The organism is Leptotrichia hofstadii, assembly GCF_007990525.1.
Taxonomy (GTDB): Bacteria; Fusobacteriota; Fusobacteriia; order Fusobacteriales; family Leptotrichiaceae; genus Leptotrichia; species Leptotrichia hofstadii.
Genome location: NZ_AP019823.1, coordinates 68100 through 84928, shown reverse-complemented (window position 1 = coordinate 84928; position 16829 = coordinate 68100). Strand labels below are relative to the sequence as shown.

The window sequence follows — 16829 nt, the reverse complement described above, 5'->3', positions numbered from 1 at the left end:
TTTATTTGAATTCTTCTCCTTAAATTTTTATTATTTTATTAGACCTGTTCAATAACTTATAGTTCAAAATTATAAATTGCACAAATTAACGAAAATCTCAGGGCAAATTTTCTTCTCTTGTTTCTATAACGTGTAGACACTATCCTAAATCTCTTGATATGCCTGTTCACATGCTCTATGTAAATTCTACGCCTTGAAATAATTGAATTGTATTTCCTGTCCTCCTTAGTCAATTTATGCTTTTTTGTCGATTTTTTAGGTACCAGGCTGTTGCCGTGTATCTTATCCATGTCTATGTATCCCTTGTCGGCAATTAAAAGGACATCTTTTGAAAAATGCACACGGCTTTTGCAGAACAGCCTGAAGTCATGAACGCTCCCGTGAGAAAACGAGACGTTGAGTATCCTTAAATCCTTTTCGTCTGCCACTATCTGAGCCTTTATCGTGTGCTTTTTCTTTTTTCCCGAGTAATATTTCCGCTGTTTTTTTTAAGAAGCTTTCTGTAGCATCAACCAGCACGACTTCTATCTCAGTGTCCCTGACAAGTTCCCTTTTTTTTGGGCAAAGAAAACTCCCCACTTTTTATCAAGATGTTTTCAACCCATTTAACGCACTCACAGACGGTACTTTTTGCAACACCATATTCAAAGGCAATATTTTCCATAGTTCTATAGTCACGATAGTATGAAAGCAAATTACCAGTCTGTCAAGAACAGACAGCTTTGGCGGATGTCCGCCTCTTAAATGTTCAATTCTGTATGCTTCATTCAAAAGTTTCAGCATTTTGTCAAAGGTATTTTTTTTAATGCCAAAAATTTTCTGATAGTTTTCTTCTTTAAGTTTTTTTATTCTTTCAACATTATTTATCATTTTCATCACCAGTATTATTATACCCTGATATTAGTCTTTATACAAGGTTATCGAACAGGTCTATTATCTTATGAAATTATCCAAAAATTTTTTTAACATATTTGACTACCTCTTCAATTTTTTTTATTTCATCAATTTTTGCCATTTCAATAGAAACAAATCCTTCATAATTTTCTTCTAATAGTATATTTCTTAATATTTTATGCATTTCTCTTTTTTCTATAATTTTTAGCCATGGTTCACTAATATGAACGTGATTTATATAATTTATATTACCTTGTAAAATTTCTAATAAATTCTCATTATTCAAAATCACAGTTCCTAAATCTAAATTTAATAGGAATCCTTTTGAATTTATTTTTTTTACTAACTTTAATGCCGATTTTGTATCATTAATATAATTTGTATTATATATTTTTGGATTTGCTTCCATTCCTATTACTGTATTTTTTTTATAAGCATATTCTCCCAACGTTTCAAAAATCTCTATTTGATTTTCACTATTTTTACCATTATTTACATTTCTATTTTTAGGAGAACCAAATACTAAGTTTTTACATTCTATTACATTTGCAAAATCAATAGCTTTTTTTGTATAATCAATTAATATATTTTCTTCTTCTTTTGAATCAAATAAATTTTCTGTTCTTCCAAACCAAATTGATTGAATTGATGAAATTCTTAAATTATATCTTTTTTTTATTTTTTCTTTCCATTCTTTAATTTCTTTTAATTTTCCATATGGATTTTTTCCCATAATTTTGGTTGGAGCTATTTCTAATCCTTCAAATCCATATTTTTTAATTAAATCATAAATTTTAACATCATTTGATGTATCCCAAGCTATATTTGAAATTGATAATTTCATAAATTACCTCTATTCTTCATTTATATTTTCTAATTCTTCCCATAATTTTTCTGGTATTTCTACTGTTAGTGCATTTATATTATCGATCAATTGTTCTGGTTTACTTGCTCCCATAACAGGGAAAATATTTTTTCTTAATACCCATTGAAGAGCAACATAATGAGCCTTTACTTTGTATTTTTCACAAACATCTAAATACTTGTCTATTCTTTTTTTATTTTGATTATAAATATCTAATGTTTTAGAATAATTTATTTTTTTACTTTTTGCAATTCTAGAATCTTTTGGAATTTCTTTTCTGTATTTTCCTGTCAATAATCCTTGAGCTAATGGTGAAAAACCTAACAAACCAACTCCATTTTTATCACAAAAATCTTTTACTCCATTTTTTTCAATCTTGGTTATTGCATAAGAATATATACTTTGTTCTAAAATTGGTTTTTCTAATTTCAATTTATCACATACTTTATGACACTCTTTTAATGCTTCTAATGGCCATTCAGATGTTGCCCAATATCTTATTTTCCCTGTGTTTATAAGATAATTAAATGTTCTTATAATTTCTTCCATTGAAACTTCTGGATCATATCTGTGTGCATAATATAAATCAACATAATCTAATTCTAATTTTTTTAATGATTCTTCTATTGCCCATAAAATATGTTTTCGTGAAAGCCCTCTATGAAAAGGGGTTTCTCCTATAGGCCAAGAACCCTTTGTTGATACTACGTATTCTTCTCTCTTATATTTTTTTAATGCTCTCCCTAACAAACTCTCTGCTTCTCCATAATTATTTGAAGTATCGTATGATCGTATTCCCAAATTCCAAGCAGTATCAATTAAATCTGATACTCTTTTCTCCTCATCAAATTCTGTACCTACTGTTAAAGCTGTTCCAAATGTTATTTCTGTAATTTTTAATCCTGATTTCCCTACTCTTACATATTTCATAATATCCTCCTTCTATTTTTCAATATTATTTGGTGTTTTATAATCTTCTATAATTGAAATTGGCCTTCTTTTACTTTCTACCATTATTTGTCCTACATACTCACCAATTATTGTTAAACTTACTAGTATCATAGTTGAAAAAAATCCTATTATAAATCCTAAGATATATAATTTTTGATTATAATTTATTATTGATAAAATTAATAATAATATTGTTGCTATTGATGAAAATATAGAAATTGTAAAAATCTTTCTTAATGGTTCTATAGAAATACTTGTAATACCATCTAGTGCATATCTTGTCATACTAAATAAATTATATTTTGTTTTTCCTGAAAATCTTTGGTCTCTATCATACTCTACTATCGCTGTTTTCATTCCTATAAATGGAACTGCTACTCTAAATACTTTATTTTTTTCTTCTAATTTATTCAATTCATTAACTACTTTTCTAGAAAGTAATCTAAAATTAGCAGCATTTCTTTCTAATTTTAATTTTCCAGATAACTTATCTGAAATTTTATAATATAAATTTGCTGAAAATCTTTTAAAAAATGTATCACTTTTCCTTTTTTTTCTTTTTGCTATAACAACATCATAACCTTCTTCGTATTTTTTTACTAATTCCAATATTACTGAAGGTGGATCTTGTAAATCTGCATCCATGGCTATCACAATATTTCCTTTTGCCTTCTCTAACCCCGCATTTATAGCTCCTTCTAATCCAAAATTCCTTGATAAATTAATCAAACTTATTTTAGGATAATATTTTTTATACATTTTATTCATTTGTTTCCAAGTACTATCTTTAGATCCATCATTTATCATTAAAATCTCTATACTGTATTTTTTTTCTAATGACTTTAAATCTTTAAGAACCTGTTCACAATATTTTGAAACTAAACTTTCTTCATTAAACATTGGTGCAATTATTGTTAATTTTTTCATTTCATTCTCCATAACTTTTACTTTACAGTCTATCTTTATCTGATTTCTATAGTTCTTATATTTTCATTGCTTTCAAATTCTTTTCCTTCTAAAATTTTCAAAATTTTTATATTTTTTATTATAAAATTATTTCCTTGTATATCTATTCTATTAACATCTTTGGGAATTTCTAAAAATAAAGAATTATTTTTTAAATTTTTTTTATCAAAATTATACAAAGCGGAATATTCAATACCATACATATCAAATCTCAATGTTTTAATGTCACTCTCAGGTGCAAAATTTACAACTAATAATTTTTTACCACTTTCTACTGCATATAATTTATCAAACCCAAAATATTTCCCTATCTTTAAATTTGCAAATGACTCTGGAGAAGTTTCTAAAAAATCAAAAGCCTGATATCGATAAGAAATATTATTTATTTTACTACTATATTTTTCTAAAACTATTTCTTTTTCTTCTTTAGATTTATAATAATCTAATTGTGTTTTTCTTATAGATTCTAAGTATTTTATTTCTACACTATAGTAATTTAATATTTTAATTACAGAAATTAATAAAAATGAGCTTATTATTAATATAATTATTATTTGATATTTGTATCTAATTTCATTTAAAATTTGATACATTAAAATTGTTAAAAATAATATTAATCCAAAAATAGGATATAAAAGAGCTCTATTTTCATTTCTAGGTAAGATAAAAATAAAAACTATTAAATTTAGAATAGAAGTAATTAATAATGATATTGGAATTTTAATTTTTTTTAATCTAAAAGCAAAAATTAATAAAATTAAAAGTACTATTAAAATCATTAATATTCTAATTTCGTTTAAATTAACTATATAAAGAAATTTTTCAAATATTGTATTTTTAGGAAAAAATTCAACACTTTCATTTTTTATTCTCGACATATTTCCGGGAGCTAATATTTGTATTAACGAAAATATAAAAAAATATACGATAGATTTTATTTTATACTGAGAGCATTTATTATATTTTAACTTTTCTAAAACTATTTCTAGAAACATAAAAATACCTGTAAATACAACGCTACTTTCATTTGAAATAGCAACCACAAGCAACAGTAAAATATATTTCCAATTCAATTTTTTTTCATTTGTATTTTCAATAAAATAATATAATAAAAGAATACTCAAAAGTAGTGGCCAAGCGTAATTAGTACTTCCTACCATCCAAATAAAATCTTGTGAAAATGCAGGAATATAAAACCAAATTCCAAATAAAACTAATACATGTGTTTTTAAAACGTTAAATTCTGTAAATTTATTATCTATTTTTAAAATTTTTAATATAAGTTTAGAACTAAAAAATAAAATTAAGATAAAAACAAAAGAATTTAATATAACAAAACTATCTTTTCCTATAAATATAAAAAATTGTTGTAAAAAATTTGAGATAACTCTACCAGACCATTCAAAATACATTTTTTTTAAAGAGATAAATAATTGGATTGGATAAGATATTCTTATATCTGTTCCAAAAATATATGAATACATATATTCATCTGGATGATTAGGATAATTTAGTGTCATAATGAATATAACATAAAAAACAAATATATAAAATAGTCCGATTTTTCTTTTAATTTTCATTTTTTCTCCTTCTAAATTTATTTCTAATTTTTATTAAAAAATTTCTCATTCCTTCTGGCATTTTAGAAATAATAAACATTTTTAAAAGATTACGGAATCTTAGCTTTCCTCCCAATGTTTTCTTCATAAAATCTAATAAAAAATATTGCATTCCATAATGTTGAAATAATTTATTTGAATACAACATCTTATTTAATGATGAAAGCATAAAACCTAGATTTGTCATTTCTACTCTTGTAAAGTCTTCATTTAAAACATTCGCTGAATAAAATCCAGCTTCCTGAACAACAAAAGGATATGCTCTTTCTATTGCATGAAGCAGTGTTCCGTCTATTTTATTTGGTTCCTTAGGAAAATCTTCGTATTTCCAAGTTTTTTCTAGTAATTTTTTCATTGCTTTTGGTCTGAACCAAAACATTGTTCCATAAGGTGCAATCGGAGCTTTACCCTTGTCGACATTTATTTCAATCTTTAAATCTTTTAAAAATTCTACTGTTATATCGTAGTTTTCTCCCCATTCCCTTCCAAGGTTTCCATAAAATTCTGCATGGTTAGGGGCTGGTGGAGATAGTAATCCTAACCTAGGGTTTTCAACAAATAAATTTATTATGTTATTAACAAAATTTTTATTGCCCAGTATATTTTCAAGACATTTATATTTAAATTCTTCACCTTTTAATTCAGGGTGAAGTTGCTTTGTTTTTTTATCATGAGCAAAACATGCTATATCATATTTTAAAATCTCTTCTCTATTTGGAACTAGAAAAGCACTCACATCTCTTCCCCTGTTTTCTATTATTTTAATATCTACTTTATTTTTTAGTTCTGAAAATTTATTTTCTATTTTTATTTTTTTACTTTCTTTATCTGTCGTTATAAAAATATCAACGTATTCAGGCATATTTGAAGCATAATTAAAACATTCTTCAATTAAATCTTCAAAATAAATATGAAAGAATAATCCTATTTTTTTTGAATCGTTATCTTTTAGTAAGCTGTAATTTGATGGAAGATTATAGTTAAGGTGTAAAGTATTTTTTATATCATACATGTTTTCAACTCTTAGTATATTATCCCATATAAGATTTACATCATAACTTGTATTCTCTTCAATATATTTGAATAGTTCCAGAGAAGATCTCCCCATACTACGTGTTAAAAAATCATCATAAGGATTAAAAAAGGATCTTCTTTTAAAAATAGGACATCTTTTTTCCTCTATTATTTTTTTAGGGTAATCTATTATTGGATGATCTGTAAAATCTTTTAAATCATCACTATTTATATAGCTATCTGATTTGAATCCTTTATCATTAAATTTTTTTGTAAAAATAGACTCATGATAGGAAACACTTTCAAAATATGTATTTATCATTCTCATTTTTTCCCAATGCTGTTTAAATTCATAACTTGTAAGCATTGGATTTCTTACTGCTATGAAATGTGACTGTATATGCTCTGGAATATATCCGTATTTTATCAATCCCCATGGATCAACTGGAAATTTATGAAATTTCGTTATTCCCCAAAAGTCAAGCTCTTTTCTGCTGTCCATTTCATCAAACATTTCCTTAAATGAGTAAATAGGTCCCATAATAGTCATATTTAACATAATTAATTCATCATAATTTTTTAAATTATCCCAGCCGATGTATTCTATACCTTCTTTATATGCCCAAACATCAAATCCCTTATTTTCTCTTACAATTATCTCATTAGTATATTTAGAAAATTCTTCTCTTCCTTCTGGCGTTAATTTACCATTACATACAACTATCAGTCTGTCTAGATTTTGTTTAAAGTCTTCTAAAAAATAATTTACATATCTGTCAACCACCCCGTCCTTATCATAGAAAAAATATATTGCAACTCTTTTCATTTACCTATTCTCCCTTATTTATTATTTCTTTTATTTTTTCATTATTTCCCCATAATGCAGGAGAATCATATTCCCTGTCAGGAAAAACTCCATACTCTAATTTTATTTTCAAATTATTTTCCAATAAAAAACTTTCAACTTTATCTTTCAAACTAATTGCCTTACCTGAGCAACAGTTTATAATTCCTTTTATTTCAGTTTGTAAGGAAGCTTTTGAAATCATCTCTGCTAATTTGAATACATTGATGAAATCATATTTATTTATCCCTGTAGTAAAAGGAAACTTCTCTGCCCCCTCTTCTTCTTTTTGAAGAATTTTTGAAAAAATTGAGTTATTATTTCTGTCATCTCCTTGAATATAATAAACTCTTAACCATTTTAATTCGATATTTTCTGATTTTTCTAAAATTTTTAGTGATTGTCTCAATGTATTTTTTGCTATTCCATAAAAAGAAATAGGATTCGTTGGAGTATCTTCATTTATTTCTCCTTCCCAATATCCTATTTCATGCATTGTTCCTATAACATTTATGTTTTTTATTCCAATTTTACTTATTTTTTCTAAAAATTCATAATGTTTTGATATATCCTGAAGATGTGTTATCGAATTGTGAACAAATCCATTTCTCCAAGCTAAATGAATGCACGCATCAATGTCTTTAAACTTTTCTAAATGCTCGTCTATATTTTCAAATAAATTAACAACTAGTTTTTCAGCTCTTTCATCAACTTTATCTAAATTAATATCTGTTGCTAGAACATCATTTTTGTTATCTAATAGCCACTTTACAACATTTTTTCCAATATAACCATTAGCTCCTGTTACCAGTATCTTCATCTCTCCTCCTATAAATTCAACTGTTTTTATATTCACTGCATATTTCTTTTGTTAAGCCTATTTTTTTAATACTTCCATTTTCAAGCCAAACTACCCTGTTACACATTTTCTCTATCTGATCTAATGAGTGGGACACCATAAGTACTGTTACCCCATCTTTCATCATGGATTTTATTTTATTTAAACTTTTTTCTTGAAATTTAAAATCTCCAACCGATAAAATTTCGTCTACTATCAAAATATCAGGTTTTACAATCGTAGATATTGCAAATCCCAATCTTGCTACCATTCCAGAAGAAAAATTCTTTAATGGAACATCAATAAATTCACTAAGTTCTGCAAAATCAACTATTTCTTCAAAACTTTTATTAATAAATTTTTTACTATATCCTAATATATAACCGTTAAGATATATGTTTTCTCTAGCTGTCAAATCAAAGTCAAACCCTGTTCCCAACTCTATGAGCGGTGATATTTTCCCATTGACTTTCACTGTTCCTGTTGTAGGTTCTATTATTTGAGAAATAATTTTTAAAAGAGTACTTTTTCCTGCTCCATTAAAGCCTACTAAACCTACAACTTCACCTTTTTCTATTTTCATAGTTATATTTTTTAATGCCCAGAACTCCTCATAATGTAATTCATTTTTTATAAATTTTATGATGTATTCCTTAAAAGAAAGTACTTTTTCTTTACTCATATTGTATTTTAAACTAACATTTTTTAATTCAATCATTCATATACCTCGCTTTTATTGTGTGTGCTATATAAACAAAATAAATTTATTTTGATTTTTTCTAAATACCAATATTCCAATTACAAGAGATATTATTGAAACAAAAAAACATATAAAATTTAAATTTAAATCTGGAATTTCATTATACAGCAAAATTTTTCTAAAATACTCTACATAATAAGTCATAGGATTCAGAGAAATAAAATTTCTATATTTATAAGGCACTATTTCCAAAGGATAAAAAACTGGTGTCAGATAGTTCCAGACTATTAATAGAATACTATACAGATGAAGTATATCCCTAAAAAATACTGCCGTACTTGAAAGGATGAATCCTATCCCTAAACTAAATATGGTAACGTATATAAATAATAAAGGAATAAAAAAACTTGATATTCCTATTTTCTGTTTTGTAAACAAAATAACTATAAATACCGCGATTAAAGAAAAAATTAAATTTACTAATCCAAATAAGGTTTTAGAAAGTGGAAAAATATACTTAGGCAGATAAACCTTTTTTATAAGACCTCCATTTCCAAGTATTGACATCATAGACATATTAGTAGATTCTGAAAAAAAATTAAAAATTACCTGCCCAGTAATGAGATACAGAGGGAAATTTTTAGTTGAAGATTTAAAAATTTCCGAAAAAACAATCGATAGAACTATCATCATTAAAAGGGGATTTAAAATACTCCATAATATCCCCAAAACTGATTTTTTATATTTTACTTTTATGTCCCTAACAACTAATTCTTTTATAAGATCTTTATATTTAAATAACTCCATTAACTTCTCACTTTCACTTTCTATGATTTATAAACATGGATTACCCTAAGCTCAGCAAATATTGCCCATATTCTGTCTTTAGCATTGGTTCTGCCAGTTTTTCCAGCTGCTTTTTGGTTATCCATTTTTTAGTGTAGGCTATTTCTTCAAGACATGCGACGTAAAATCCTTGTCGCTTTTGGATAGCTTCCACGTAATTAGCGGCTTCCAGCAGCGCTTCGTGAGTCCCTGTATCAAGCCACGCAATCCCTCTTCCTAAATTTTTTACATTCAGCTTGCCTTCAGAAAGATACAGCTCGTTTACGGCTGTGATTTCAAGTTCGCCTCTTGCGGAAGGCTTTATAGTTTTAGCTTTTTGAATTACTGTGTTATCGTAGAAGTAGAGTCCTGGAATTGCATAATTTGATTTTGGATTTTCAGGCTTTTCCTCCAAAGAGATAGCTTTTCCGTTTTCATCAAATTCAACTACTCCGTAAGCTCTAGGATCCTTTACAGGATATCCAAATATTATTGCTCCTTCTTTTAACTTTGCAGATTCTTCAACCAGACCTGTAAACCCGCTTCCATAAAATATATTATCGCCCAGAATTAGAGCCACATTATCATTACCAATAAATTCTTCGCCAATTAAAAATGCTTCTGCAAGTCCATTTGGATTTTCTTGAATCTTATATTCCAGATTTATTCCCAAATCACTTCCATCGCCTAAAAGTTCTCGGAACAACGGTAAATCCCTTGGTGTAGAAATTATCAAAATATCCTTTATATTTGCAAGCATAAGCACAGATAAAGGATAATAAATCATTGGCTTATCATAAATTGGCATAATCTGTTTTGAAATCGACTTTGTCAGAGGATACAGCCTAGTTCCGCTTCCTCCAGCTAAAATAATTCCTTTCATGAGAATCCTCCTCGAAATTTAGTTTATTTTCCTTTTCCAAAAAATACAGCTTTTGCCGTTTTTGCGACAACAAGCACATCAAGTATAAAATCCTGATGTTTTAAATAATATAAATCATATTCCAGCTTTTTTTTTGCATCATCTAAGCTTTCCCCATACGGAAACATCACTTGAGCCCAGCCTGTTATTCCAGGTTTTATAAGATGCCTAAGGTTATAATAATGTATTTGCCTTGCGTAATCTTTTGCAAGAATATCCCATTCAGGACGCGGTCCAACAAAGCTCATTGTACCCTTCAATATGTTCCAGAGCTGCGGAAGTTCGTCAATTCTTGTTTTTCTTATAAACTTGCCAAACTTGGTAACTCTGCTGTCGTTATCCAAAGTGTATTTTGAATATTTTTCCGGATCATGGAGCCTCATGCTTCGAAACTTATATACCTTGAAGGGACGCATATTTTCACCTATGCGCATCTGCTTGAATATGACAGGACCTTTTGATTCCAGTTTAATAATTATTGAAACTATTAACGCAAGCGGAGAAAGAATAACCATCAATATCAGTGCAAGCATCAAGTCCATCCCACGCTTTATATTCCTTTGCACTTCGTTATTTAGAATGTCAAATCCGTTTGACTGGAGAAGCCATTCCTCGTTTATTTTATTTATATCAATTTTTTTTTGGATATCTTCATTAAATTCTTCATAATTCATTATTTTAAGCCCATTTATCTTCAAGTCAAAAATGCGTTTCATATATTTTTTAAAGCCAGGGCTTTTTATATCTTTTACAATTACAAGAATATCAATTTTTTTTTGGTAAATAATTTCCTCCATCTGTTCGTAACTTCCAATAAGATATTCTGTCGCTCTGCTTTTGTTGTTGGAAATATATCCGACATAATTATAGTCAAGGGATCTTATAATGTCCTCCTGAATATTATTTTCTATATGATTTGACCCAAATATGAGCACATTTTTCTTCTTCATGTAGAGCGAGCATACTATTCTTCTGAAAATCACTTGAAACAGGAACAGCAGCGCAAACATATTGAAAATGTCAAAACGTTTCCAAAAGGCATACAGAGTTATCGAAAAGACAATATTAATTCCAAAATTTATGAAAATATCTTTTAGCCTGAAACGTTCTGCATAAAAATCCAGCTGTCCAAATATAAATTTTGTAAATATATATATGATAAAGATGAAACTTGTCAAATATTTTATTACATAGTCGTATTTATCTAGCAAAAAGTTATAAAGTGAATATAAAATAAATATATATAATATCCGTATGTAAATATCTTTATTTATTTTCATAATTATTCATCCTCACCTTAAACAGACAGTTAATTTTTTTATTTAAAAAATACATTTTAATTAGCAACTGTCTAAATATTTTAATTTTTTAATTGAATTAAGCAAGTGTATTCTTTTAACAAATAATTACGCTGTAAGTATAGCATATTTCGACAGCAAATTCAAGATAGTTTTTCATGTGAAAATACATAAAAGAAATCGAATTTAAAAGTATTTTAATTTTTGATTTTTAAAAGCCGTATTACTGTACTTGCTGTAGCCTTGTTTTTTCATTTTTTAGAATTTTATGATTATTTTTTTAATCTTTTGGTTGCTGTTGTACCATATTATCAAAAATTATGTTCATACATTTTTTCTTATGGTCAAGATCTGGATGGACATACAAATTTAATGTAATGCTGACAGTTGAATGTCCCAGTATTTCAGATACAGTCTTGCAGTCTATTCCAAGTTCTATCGCCTGTGTGGCAAAGGTGTGCCTTAACGAATGGAATCTTAATTTTCTTATTTTTAAAAAGCCTAGCATTTTTTTGAAGAATTTTCTATATGTCCGTGGCTCAATATATTTTTCTGTTCCTGAAATAACGTAATTCCCGTCTTCTGACTTAAATTTTTCTAGAACAGGAATAAGTTCTCTTGCTATCGGAATCTTTCGTTTGGAGCTTTGCGTTTTCGGTTCGGAAATTATTACTTCGCTTTTTTTGGCGTTGCTTAAGTAGATTCGCTGTATCGTGTGGTTTATGCTGATAATTCCCCTTGCCATATCAACCTCCTTCCATCGCAATGCACATATTTCTCCTATCCTAAGCCCCGTGCATAGGCAAAGAAGTATTCCAGCTGTACGGCAATTCATGTTCTTTTTTATATATTCAAAAATTTTCATTCTTTCCTCAGAATCAAAAACTTCCATTTTTTCAACTTTTTCATCTTTTGGAATTTTATATTCAAATTGAGTCTTTTTTATTATTTCTCTTTTTATTGCAAAATTAAGAACTGCATTTAGCACTGTTACCATATCCTTTACAGTTTTTCTCGATAAACCTCCATTTCCATTCAATTTTCCATCATTCAGCTTGTCCAAAATAAAAGACTGCAGATCCTTATTGGAAATTGTGCTTATTTTTCTATTTTTAAAATAAACTTTCAAATGTTTTTCAATAATTGTCAAATATAGGGCATAGGTAGATTCTTTTATATAGTTATGTTCGTTTTCTATCCAAATGTCCATACATTTTGCCACAGTCATTTCCTTTTTTGTTAATTCTGATTTTATTTTCATTTTAGTCCTCCCATTTCAAAAAATGTTAAAAACAAGGGTTACAACACAGTAATACAACTTTAAAAATAAAATTTAAAATAAATTTAAATTACTATAATAGATTATCAAAAATATATAATTATGAAGTTTGAGTATTATAGCTTGAATCTTTGAAAGGTTTTCATCACAAAATTGTTATTTTATTCAAAATTTGATATACTAAACTTATAAAAATAAAAAATATGGAGGAAAAAAATTATGAATTTTAATAATTACAAATACGAACATTTGGACTTGGAAAAAATAAAAGGAGAATTTTCAGAACTAATAGATAGTTTTGAAAGGGCAGAAAATATGGAGGGACAAATTGAAGCATTTGATAAAATTATAAAGTTGAGAAACCATATTGAAACTATGCAGACGCTTGTTTCTATTCGTCATAGCATTGATACAAATGATGAATTTTATGATAAGGAAAATGAGTATATGGATGAAATTAGTCCAATTTTATTTGGATTTACTAATGATTTTTATAAAGCGCTTGTCAATTCAAAATTTAAAGCTGAACTCATCAAGAAATACGGGAAATTGCTGTTCGACTTGGCAGAAAATACATTGAAAGTTTTCTCGAACGAGATTATTCCAGATGCACAGGAGGAAAATAGATTGTCAAGCAAATATTCAAAATTGATTGCCAGCGCGAAAATTGATTTTGACGGAAAAGAGCTTAATTTGTCGCAAATGGTTCCTTACACTCAATCAAAGGACCGAAATGTCAGAATTGAAGCCGCAAAGAAAGTAGCTCAATTTTTTGCTGAAAATCAAGAAGAATTTGACAATATTTATGATTCGCTTGTAAAAGTGAGAACTAAAATGGCACAGAAAATGGGATACAAAAATTATGTGGAATTTGGGTATAAACAACTTTCAAGGCTTGAATACGATGCAAAAATGGTAGAAGGTTACAGAAAGCAAGTACTTGAAAACATTGTTCCACTGCATACTGAACTTCGTAAAAGACAGGAAAAAAGGCTTGGTGTTGAAAAACTTAGATTTTATGACGAGTCTATAAAATTTAATTCTGGAAATGCCGATCCACATGGTTCACCTGAATGGATTTTAAATCATGGTAAAACAATGTATAAGGAATTGTCGAAGGAAACTGATGATTTTTTTACATTTATGACTGAAAATAATTTGCTTGACTTGCTTTCTAAAAAGGGGAAAATGAGTGGCGGATACTGCACTTATATTCCAGAATACAAGGCTCCATTTATTTTTGCCAATTTTAATGGGACTGCACATGATATCGATGTTTTGACGCACGAAGCGGGGCATGCTTTTCAAGTTTACCAAAGCCGAGGTTTTGATGTGCCTGAATATTTATGGCCAACTTACGAGGCTTGCGAAATTCATTCAATGAGTATGGAATTTTTGACTTGGCCGTGGATGAAACTATTCTTTGAAAACGATACAGAAAAATATAAATTTATTCATTTGTCAGAAGCTCTTTTATTCATTCCTTATGGAGTAACTGTAGATGAATTCCAGCACTGGGTTTATGAAAATCCAGAAGTTACGCCACAACAGCGTCGTGAAAAATGGCTTGAAATTGAGAAAAAATATTTACCAACTAGAGATTACGGAGAAGCTGATGAATTGAAAAATGGAATTTTCTGGTTTAGACAAGGGCATATTTTTAGCTCGCCATTTTACTACATCGACTACACTTTAGCACAAGTCTGCGCTTTTCAATTCTGGATAAAATCAAGGGAAGACAGGGAAAAAGCTTGGAAGGATTATTTGAATCTGTGCAAACTTGGAGGAAGCAAGTCATTCTTTGAACTTATGAAATCTGCTAATTTAAAAAATCCATTTGAAGAAGGAACATTAGCGTCCGTAATTCCAAAAATTAAGGAATATCTGGATAATGTCGATGATATGAATTTGTAATTTAATCCATGTAAAAACCAAAATTTAAAAATATTTTCAATTTTTACTATTGATTTTAATAAATTTTAGTGCTATAATAGTTGTAGATACAAATTTAAAAAATAATATAAAATATGGAGGTAATTTATAATGATTTATGAAAATATCTTAGACTTAATTGGAAATACGCCTGTGGTAAAACTAAAATTTTTAAATGAAGAAAATATTGCTGATATTTATGTAAAACTGGAAAAATATAATATTGGTGGAAGTGTAAAGGATAGAGCGGCGCTTGGAATGATAGAAGCGGCTGAAAAAGAAGGCAAATTAAAGCCAGGTGGCACAATTGTTGAGCCTACTTCGGGAAATACTGGAATTGCATTGGCATTAATAGGGAAAGCGAAAGGATATAGAGTTATAATTATAATGCCTGATTCGATGAGTGTGGAAAGAAGAAGCATCTTGGCGGCTTATGGGGCTGAATTAATCCTGACTGAAGGGGCAAAAGGAATGAAAGGGGCAATCGCTGAAGCTGAAAAATTAGCGGCTGAAAACGGATACTTCCTGCCTCAGCAATTTGAAAACCCTGCGAATCCCGCTAAACACTATGAAACTACGGCAAAAGAAATTTTGGATGATTTCCCACAAATTGATGCCTTTATTTCAGGAGTTGGAACAGCAGGAACTTTATCAGGAGTTGGAAAGAGATTGAAGGAGGAGCGTCCTGGCGTTCAAGTATTTGCTGTTGAGCCTTCAACATCTGCCGTGTTATCTGGAGAACAGCCTGGAAAACACTTCCAGCAGGGGCTTGGAGCAGGATTTATTCCTGGGAACTATGATCCTGAGCTTGTTGATGAAATTATAAAAATAACAAATGAAGAGGCTATTGAGTTTGCAACAAGAGCTTCAAAGGAAAACGGACTATTTATAGGAATCTCTTCTGGAACTGCAATTGCGGCGGCTTACAAAGTGGCTAAAAAATTAGGAAAAGGGAAAAAAGTCCTGGCAATTTTACCTGATGGTGGAGAAAAATACTTATCAGTTGAAGTATTTAGAAATAGTTTATAGAAAATAATATGGCAAGAATTCTTTAATATCCAACACTATTCCCCGTTAAAACAATGGAGTTTTTATAATTCCGTTTAGCAGGGGGTCAAGACCCCTTGTCAGAAAGTAAATAGGAAATCATTTCTTTTTTTCAAATGGGGTTTAGTATAACTATATTTAAGATGAATTGCCTTTTTTACAATCCTTAAAAATATTTGTTCTCTATTGCGTCAAGTCGCATGATAAAAAAGTTGTTTTTAAAATGCTTTTAGTATATAATTCTAATATAAATTTTTTAAGGAGGGTGATTACTATTTTTAAATGGTTACAAAATGAAATAAATAATATCGCAGAAAAGGATCCGGCAGTAAGATTTAAAATAGAAGTCTTTCTCTATCCATCCCTGCATGCGGTTATTAACCATAAGATTGCTCATTTTTTTCAAAAAAGGAAATTGTATTTTTTGGCAAGGCTTATTTCTCAAATTTCACGTTTTTTTACAGGAATAGAAATTCATCCGGGAGCAAAGCTGGGAAATAAAATATTTTTTGACCACGGGATGGGAATTGTAATCGGAGAAACAGCGGAAATTGGAGATAACTGCGTTATTTATCATGGGGTAACTCTCGGCGGAGTAAGTACCTCGAAAACTAAAAGACACCCGACTTTAAAAGAAAATGTAACAGTTGGAACCGGGGCAAAACTTTTAGGAAATATAGTAATTGGCAAAAATGTAAGAATTGGAGCAAATTCGGTTGTTTTACGAGATGTGCCTGATGAAGCTGTCGCTGTGGGCATTCCTGCCAGAATTATTCCAAAAACAGAAGAAGATTACTATATGTGGCATATTTGATTTTTAATTTAGCTTCGATAT

General features: G+C 28.7%; 15 protein-coding genes and 1 pseudogene. 3 read left to right on the top strand and 13 right to left on the bottom strand.

Going from position 1 to position 16829, the window contains the following annotated elements; genetic code table 11:
- Nucleotides 1–56: 56 nt before the first annotated feature.
- The 13 genes and pseudogenes from FVE77_RS00350 to FVE77_RS00290 all read right to left on the bottom strand — a co-directional run.
- A pseudogene (locus tag FVE77_RS00350) lies at nt 57–473 on the bottom strand (transposase family protein); the annotation flags it as partial.
- A gap of 56 nt (nt 474–529) precedes the next feature.
- Complete coding sequence (locus FVE77_RS13065; RefSeq protein ID WP_081690277.1) at nt 530–664, bottom strand: hypothetical protein; 135 nt, start codon at nt 662–664, stop codon at nt 530–532.
- 282 nt (nt 665–946) lie between these two features.
- Nucleotides 947–1738 (bottom strand): sugar phosphate isomerase/epimerase family protein, encoded by a 792-nt coding sequence (locus FVE77_RS00340; RefSeq protein ID WP_026745467.1) that lies wholly within the window; start codon nt 1736–1738, stop codon nt 947–949.
- Between the two features lie 9 nt (nt 1739–1747).
- Nucleotides 1748–2689 carry an aldo/keto reductase gene (locus tag FVE77_RS00335; protein WP_026745468.1) on the bottom strand — a complete coding sequence of 314 codons (942 nt, stop codon included), beginning with the start codon at nt 2687–2689 and terminating at the stop codon, nt 1748–1750.
- Nucleotides 2690–2701: 12 nt separating this feature from the next.
- Nucleotides 2702–3637 carry a glycosyltransferase family 2 protein gene (locus FVE77_RS00330; protein ID WP_026745469.1) on the bottom strand — a complete coding sequence of 312 codons (936 nt, stop codon included), beginning with the start codon at nt 3635–3637 and terminating at the stop codon, nt 2702–2704.
- A gap of 35 nt (nt 3638–3672) precedes the next feature.
- Nucleotides 3673–5256, bottom strand: a complete 1584-nt coding sequence (locus FVE77_RS00325; protein ID WP_026745470.1) for a DUF6056 family protein — start codon at nt 5254–5256, stop codon at nt 3673–3675.
- Nucleotides 5246–7135 carry a rhamnan synthesis F family protein gene (locus tag FVE77_RS00320; RefSeq protein ID WP_026745471.1) on the bottom strand — a complete coding sequence of 630 codons (1890 nt, stop codon included), beginning with the start codon at nt 7133–7135 and terminating at the stop codon, nt 5246–5248. Before FVE77_RS00320 ends, FVE77_RS00325 begins: the two co-directional genes overlap by 11 nt.
- Nucleotides 7136–7139: 4 nt before the next feature.
- Entirely contained in the window at nt 7140–7973 is an 834-nt protein-coding gene (locus FVE77_RS00315; RefSeq protein ID WP_026745472.1) for an NAD-dependent epimerase/dehydratase family protein, read from the bottom strand.
- A 16-nt stretch (nt 7974–7989) separates the two neighbouring features.
- Complete coding sequence (locus FVE77_RS00310) at nt 7990–8709, bottom strand: ABC transporter ATP-binding protein (protein WP_026745473.1); 720 nt, start codon at nt 8707–8709, stop codon at nt 7990–7992.
- A 27-nt stretch (nt 8710–8736) separates the two neighbouring features.
- Nucleotides 8737–9498 carry an ABC transporter permease gene (locus FVE77_RS00305; RefSeq protein WP_026745474.1) on the bottom strand — a complete coding sequence of 254 codons (762 nt, stop codon included), beginning with the start codon at nt 9496–9498 and terminating at the stop codon, nt 8737–8739.
- A 40-nt stretch (nt 9499–9538) separates the two neighbouring features.
- Nucleotides 9539–10399, bottom strand: a complete 861-nt coding sequence (rfbA, locus tag FVE77_RS00300) for a glucose-1-phosphate thymidylyltransferase RfbA (RefSeq protein WP_026745475.1) — start codon at nt 10397–10399, stop codon at nt 9539–9541.
- A gap of 23 nt (nt 10400–10422) precedes the next feature.
- Nucleotides 10423–11718: an exopolysaccharide biosynthesis polyprenyl glycosylphosphotransferase gene (locus FVE77_RS00295; RefSeq protein WP_026745476.1), complete on the bottom strand. Its 1296-nt coding sequence runs from the start codon at nt 11716–11718 to the stop codon at nt 10423–10425.
- 298 nt (nt 11719–12016) lie between these two features.
- Nucleotides 12017–12997 (bottom strand): tyrosine-type recombinase/integrase, encoded by a 981-nt coding sequence (locus tag FVE77_RS00290; RefSeq protein ID WP_026745477.1) that lies wholly within the window; start codon nt 12995–12997, stop codon nt 12017–12019.
- Nucleotides 12998–13234: 237 nt separating this feature from the next.
- Between FVE77_RS00290 and FVE77_RS00285 the strand changes: the two genes are divergently transcribed.
- The 3 genes from FVE77_RS00285 to epsC all read left to right on the top strand — a co-directional run bounded on the left by FVE77_RS00285 (nt 13235) and on the right by epsC (nt 16808).
- Complete coding sequence (locus FVE77_RS00285; protein WP_026745478.1) at nt 13235–14929, top strand: M3 family oligoendopeptidase; 1695 nt, start codon at nt 13235–13237, stop codon at nt 14927–14929.
- Between the two features lie 129 nt (nt 14930–15058).
- Nucleotides 15059–15976: a cysteine synthase A gene (gene cysK / locus FVE77_RS00280; protein WP_026745479.1), complete on the top strand. Its 918-nt coding sequence runs from the start codon at nt 15059–15061 to the stop codon at nt 15974–15976.
- A 283-nt stretch (nt 15977–16259) separates the two neighbouring features.
- On the top strand, nt 16260–16808 hold the full coding sequence (gene epsC / locus FVE77_RS00275; protein WP_036087585.1) for a serine O-acetyltransferase EpsC: 549 nt from the start codon (nt 16260–16262) through the stop codon (nt 16806–16808).
- Nucleotides 16809–16829: the final 21 nt, after the last annotated feature.

Coding starts and splice junctions, on each gene's coding strand:
- FVE77_RS13065 (WP_081690277.1), bottom strand. CDS start 664: ATGGAAAATATTGCCTTTGAATATGGTGTTGCAAAAAGTACCGTCTGT.
- FVE77_RS00340 (WP_026745467.1), bottom strand. CDS start 1,738: ATGAAATTATCAATTTCAAATATAGCTTGGGATACATCAAATGATGTT.
- FVE77_RS00335 (WP_026745468.1), bottom strand. CDS start 2,689: ATGAAATATGTAAGAGTAGGGAAATCAGGATTAAAAATTACAGAAATA.
- FVE77_RS00330 (WP_026745469.1), bottom strand. CDS start 3,637: ATGAAAAAATTAACAATAATTGCACCAATGTTTAATGAAGAAAGTTTA.
- FVE77_RS00325 (WP_026745470.1), bottom strand. CDS start 5,256: ATGAAAATTAAAAGAAAAATCGGACTATTTTATATATTTGTTTTTTAT.
- FVE77_RS00320 (WP_026745471.1), bottom strand. CDS start 7,135: ATGAAAAGAGTTGCAATATATTTTTTCTATGATAAGGACGGGGTGGTT.
- FVE77_RS00315 (WP_026745472.1), bottom strand. CDS start 7,973: ATGAAGATACTGGTAACAGGAGCTAATGGTTATATTGGAAAAAATGTT.
- FVE77_RS00310 (WP_026745473.1), bottom strand. CDS start 8,709: ATGATTGAATTAAAAAATGTTAGTTTAAAATACAATATGAGTAAAGAA.
- FVE77_RS00305 (WP_026745474.1), bottom strand. CDS start 9,498: ATGGAGTTATTTAAATATAAAGATCTTATAAAAGAATTAGTTGTTAGG.
- rfbA (WP_026745475.1), bottom strand. CDS start 10,399: ATGAAAGGAATTATTTTAGCTGGAGGAAGCGGAACTAGGCTGTATCCT.
- FVE77_RS00295 (WP_026745476.1), bottom strand. CDS start 11,718: ATGAAAATAAATAAAGATATTTACATACGGATATTATATATATTTATT.
- FVE77_RS00290 (WP_026745477.1), bottom strand. CDS start 12,997: ATGAAAATAAAATCAGAATTAACAAAAAAGGAAATGACTGTGGCAAAA.
- FVE77_RS00285 (WP_026745478.1), top strand. CDS start 13,235: ATGAATTTTAATAATTACAAATACGAACATTTGGACTTGGAAAAAATA.
- cysK (WP_026745479.1), top strand. CDS start 15,059: ATGATTTATGAAAATATCTTAGACTTAATTGGAAATACGCCTGTGGTA.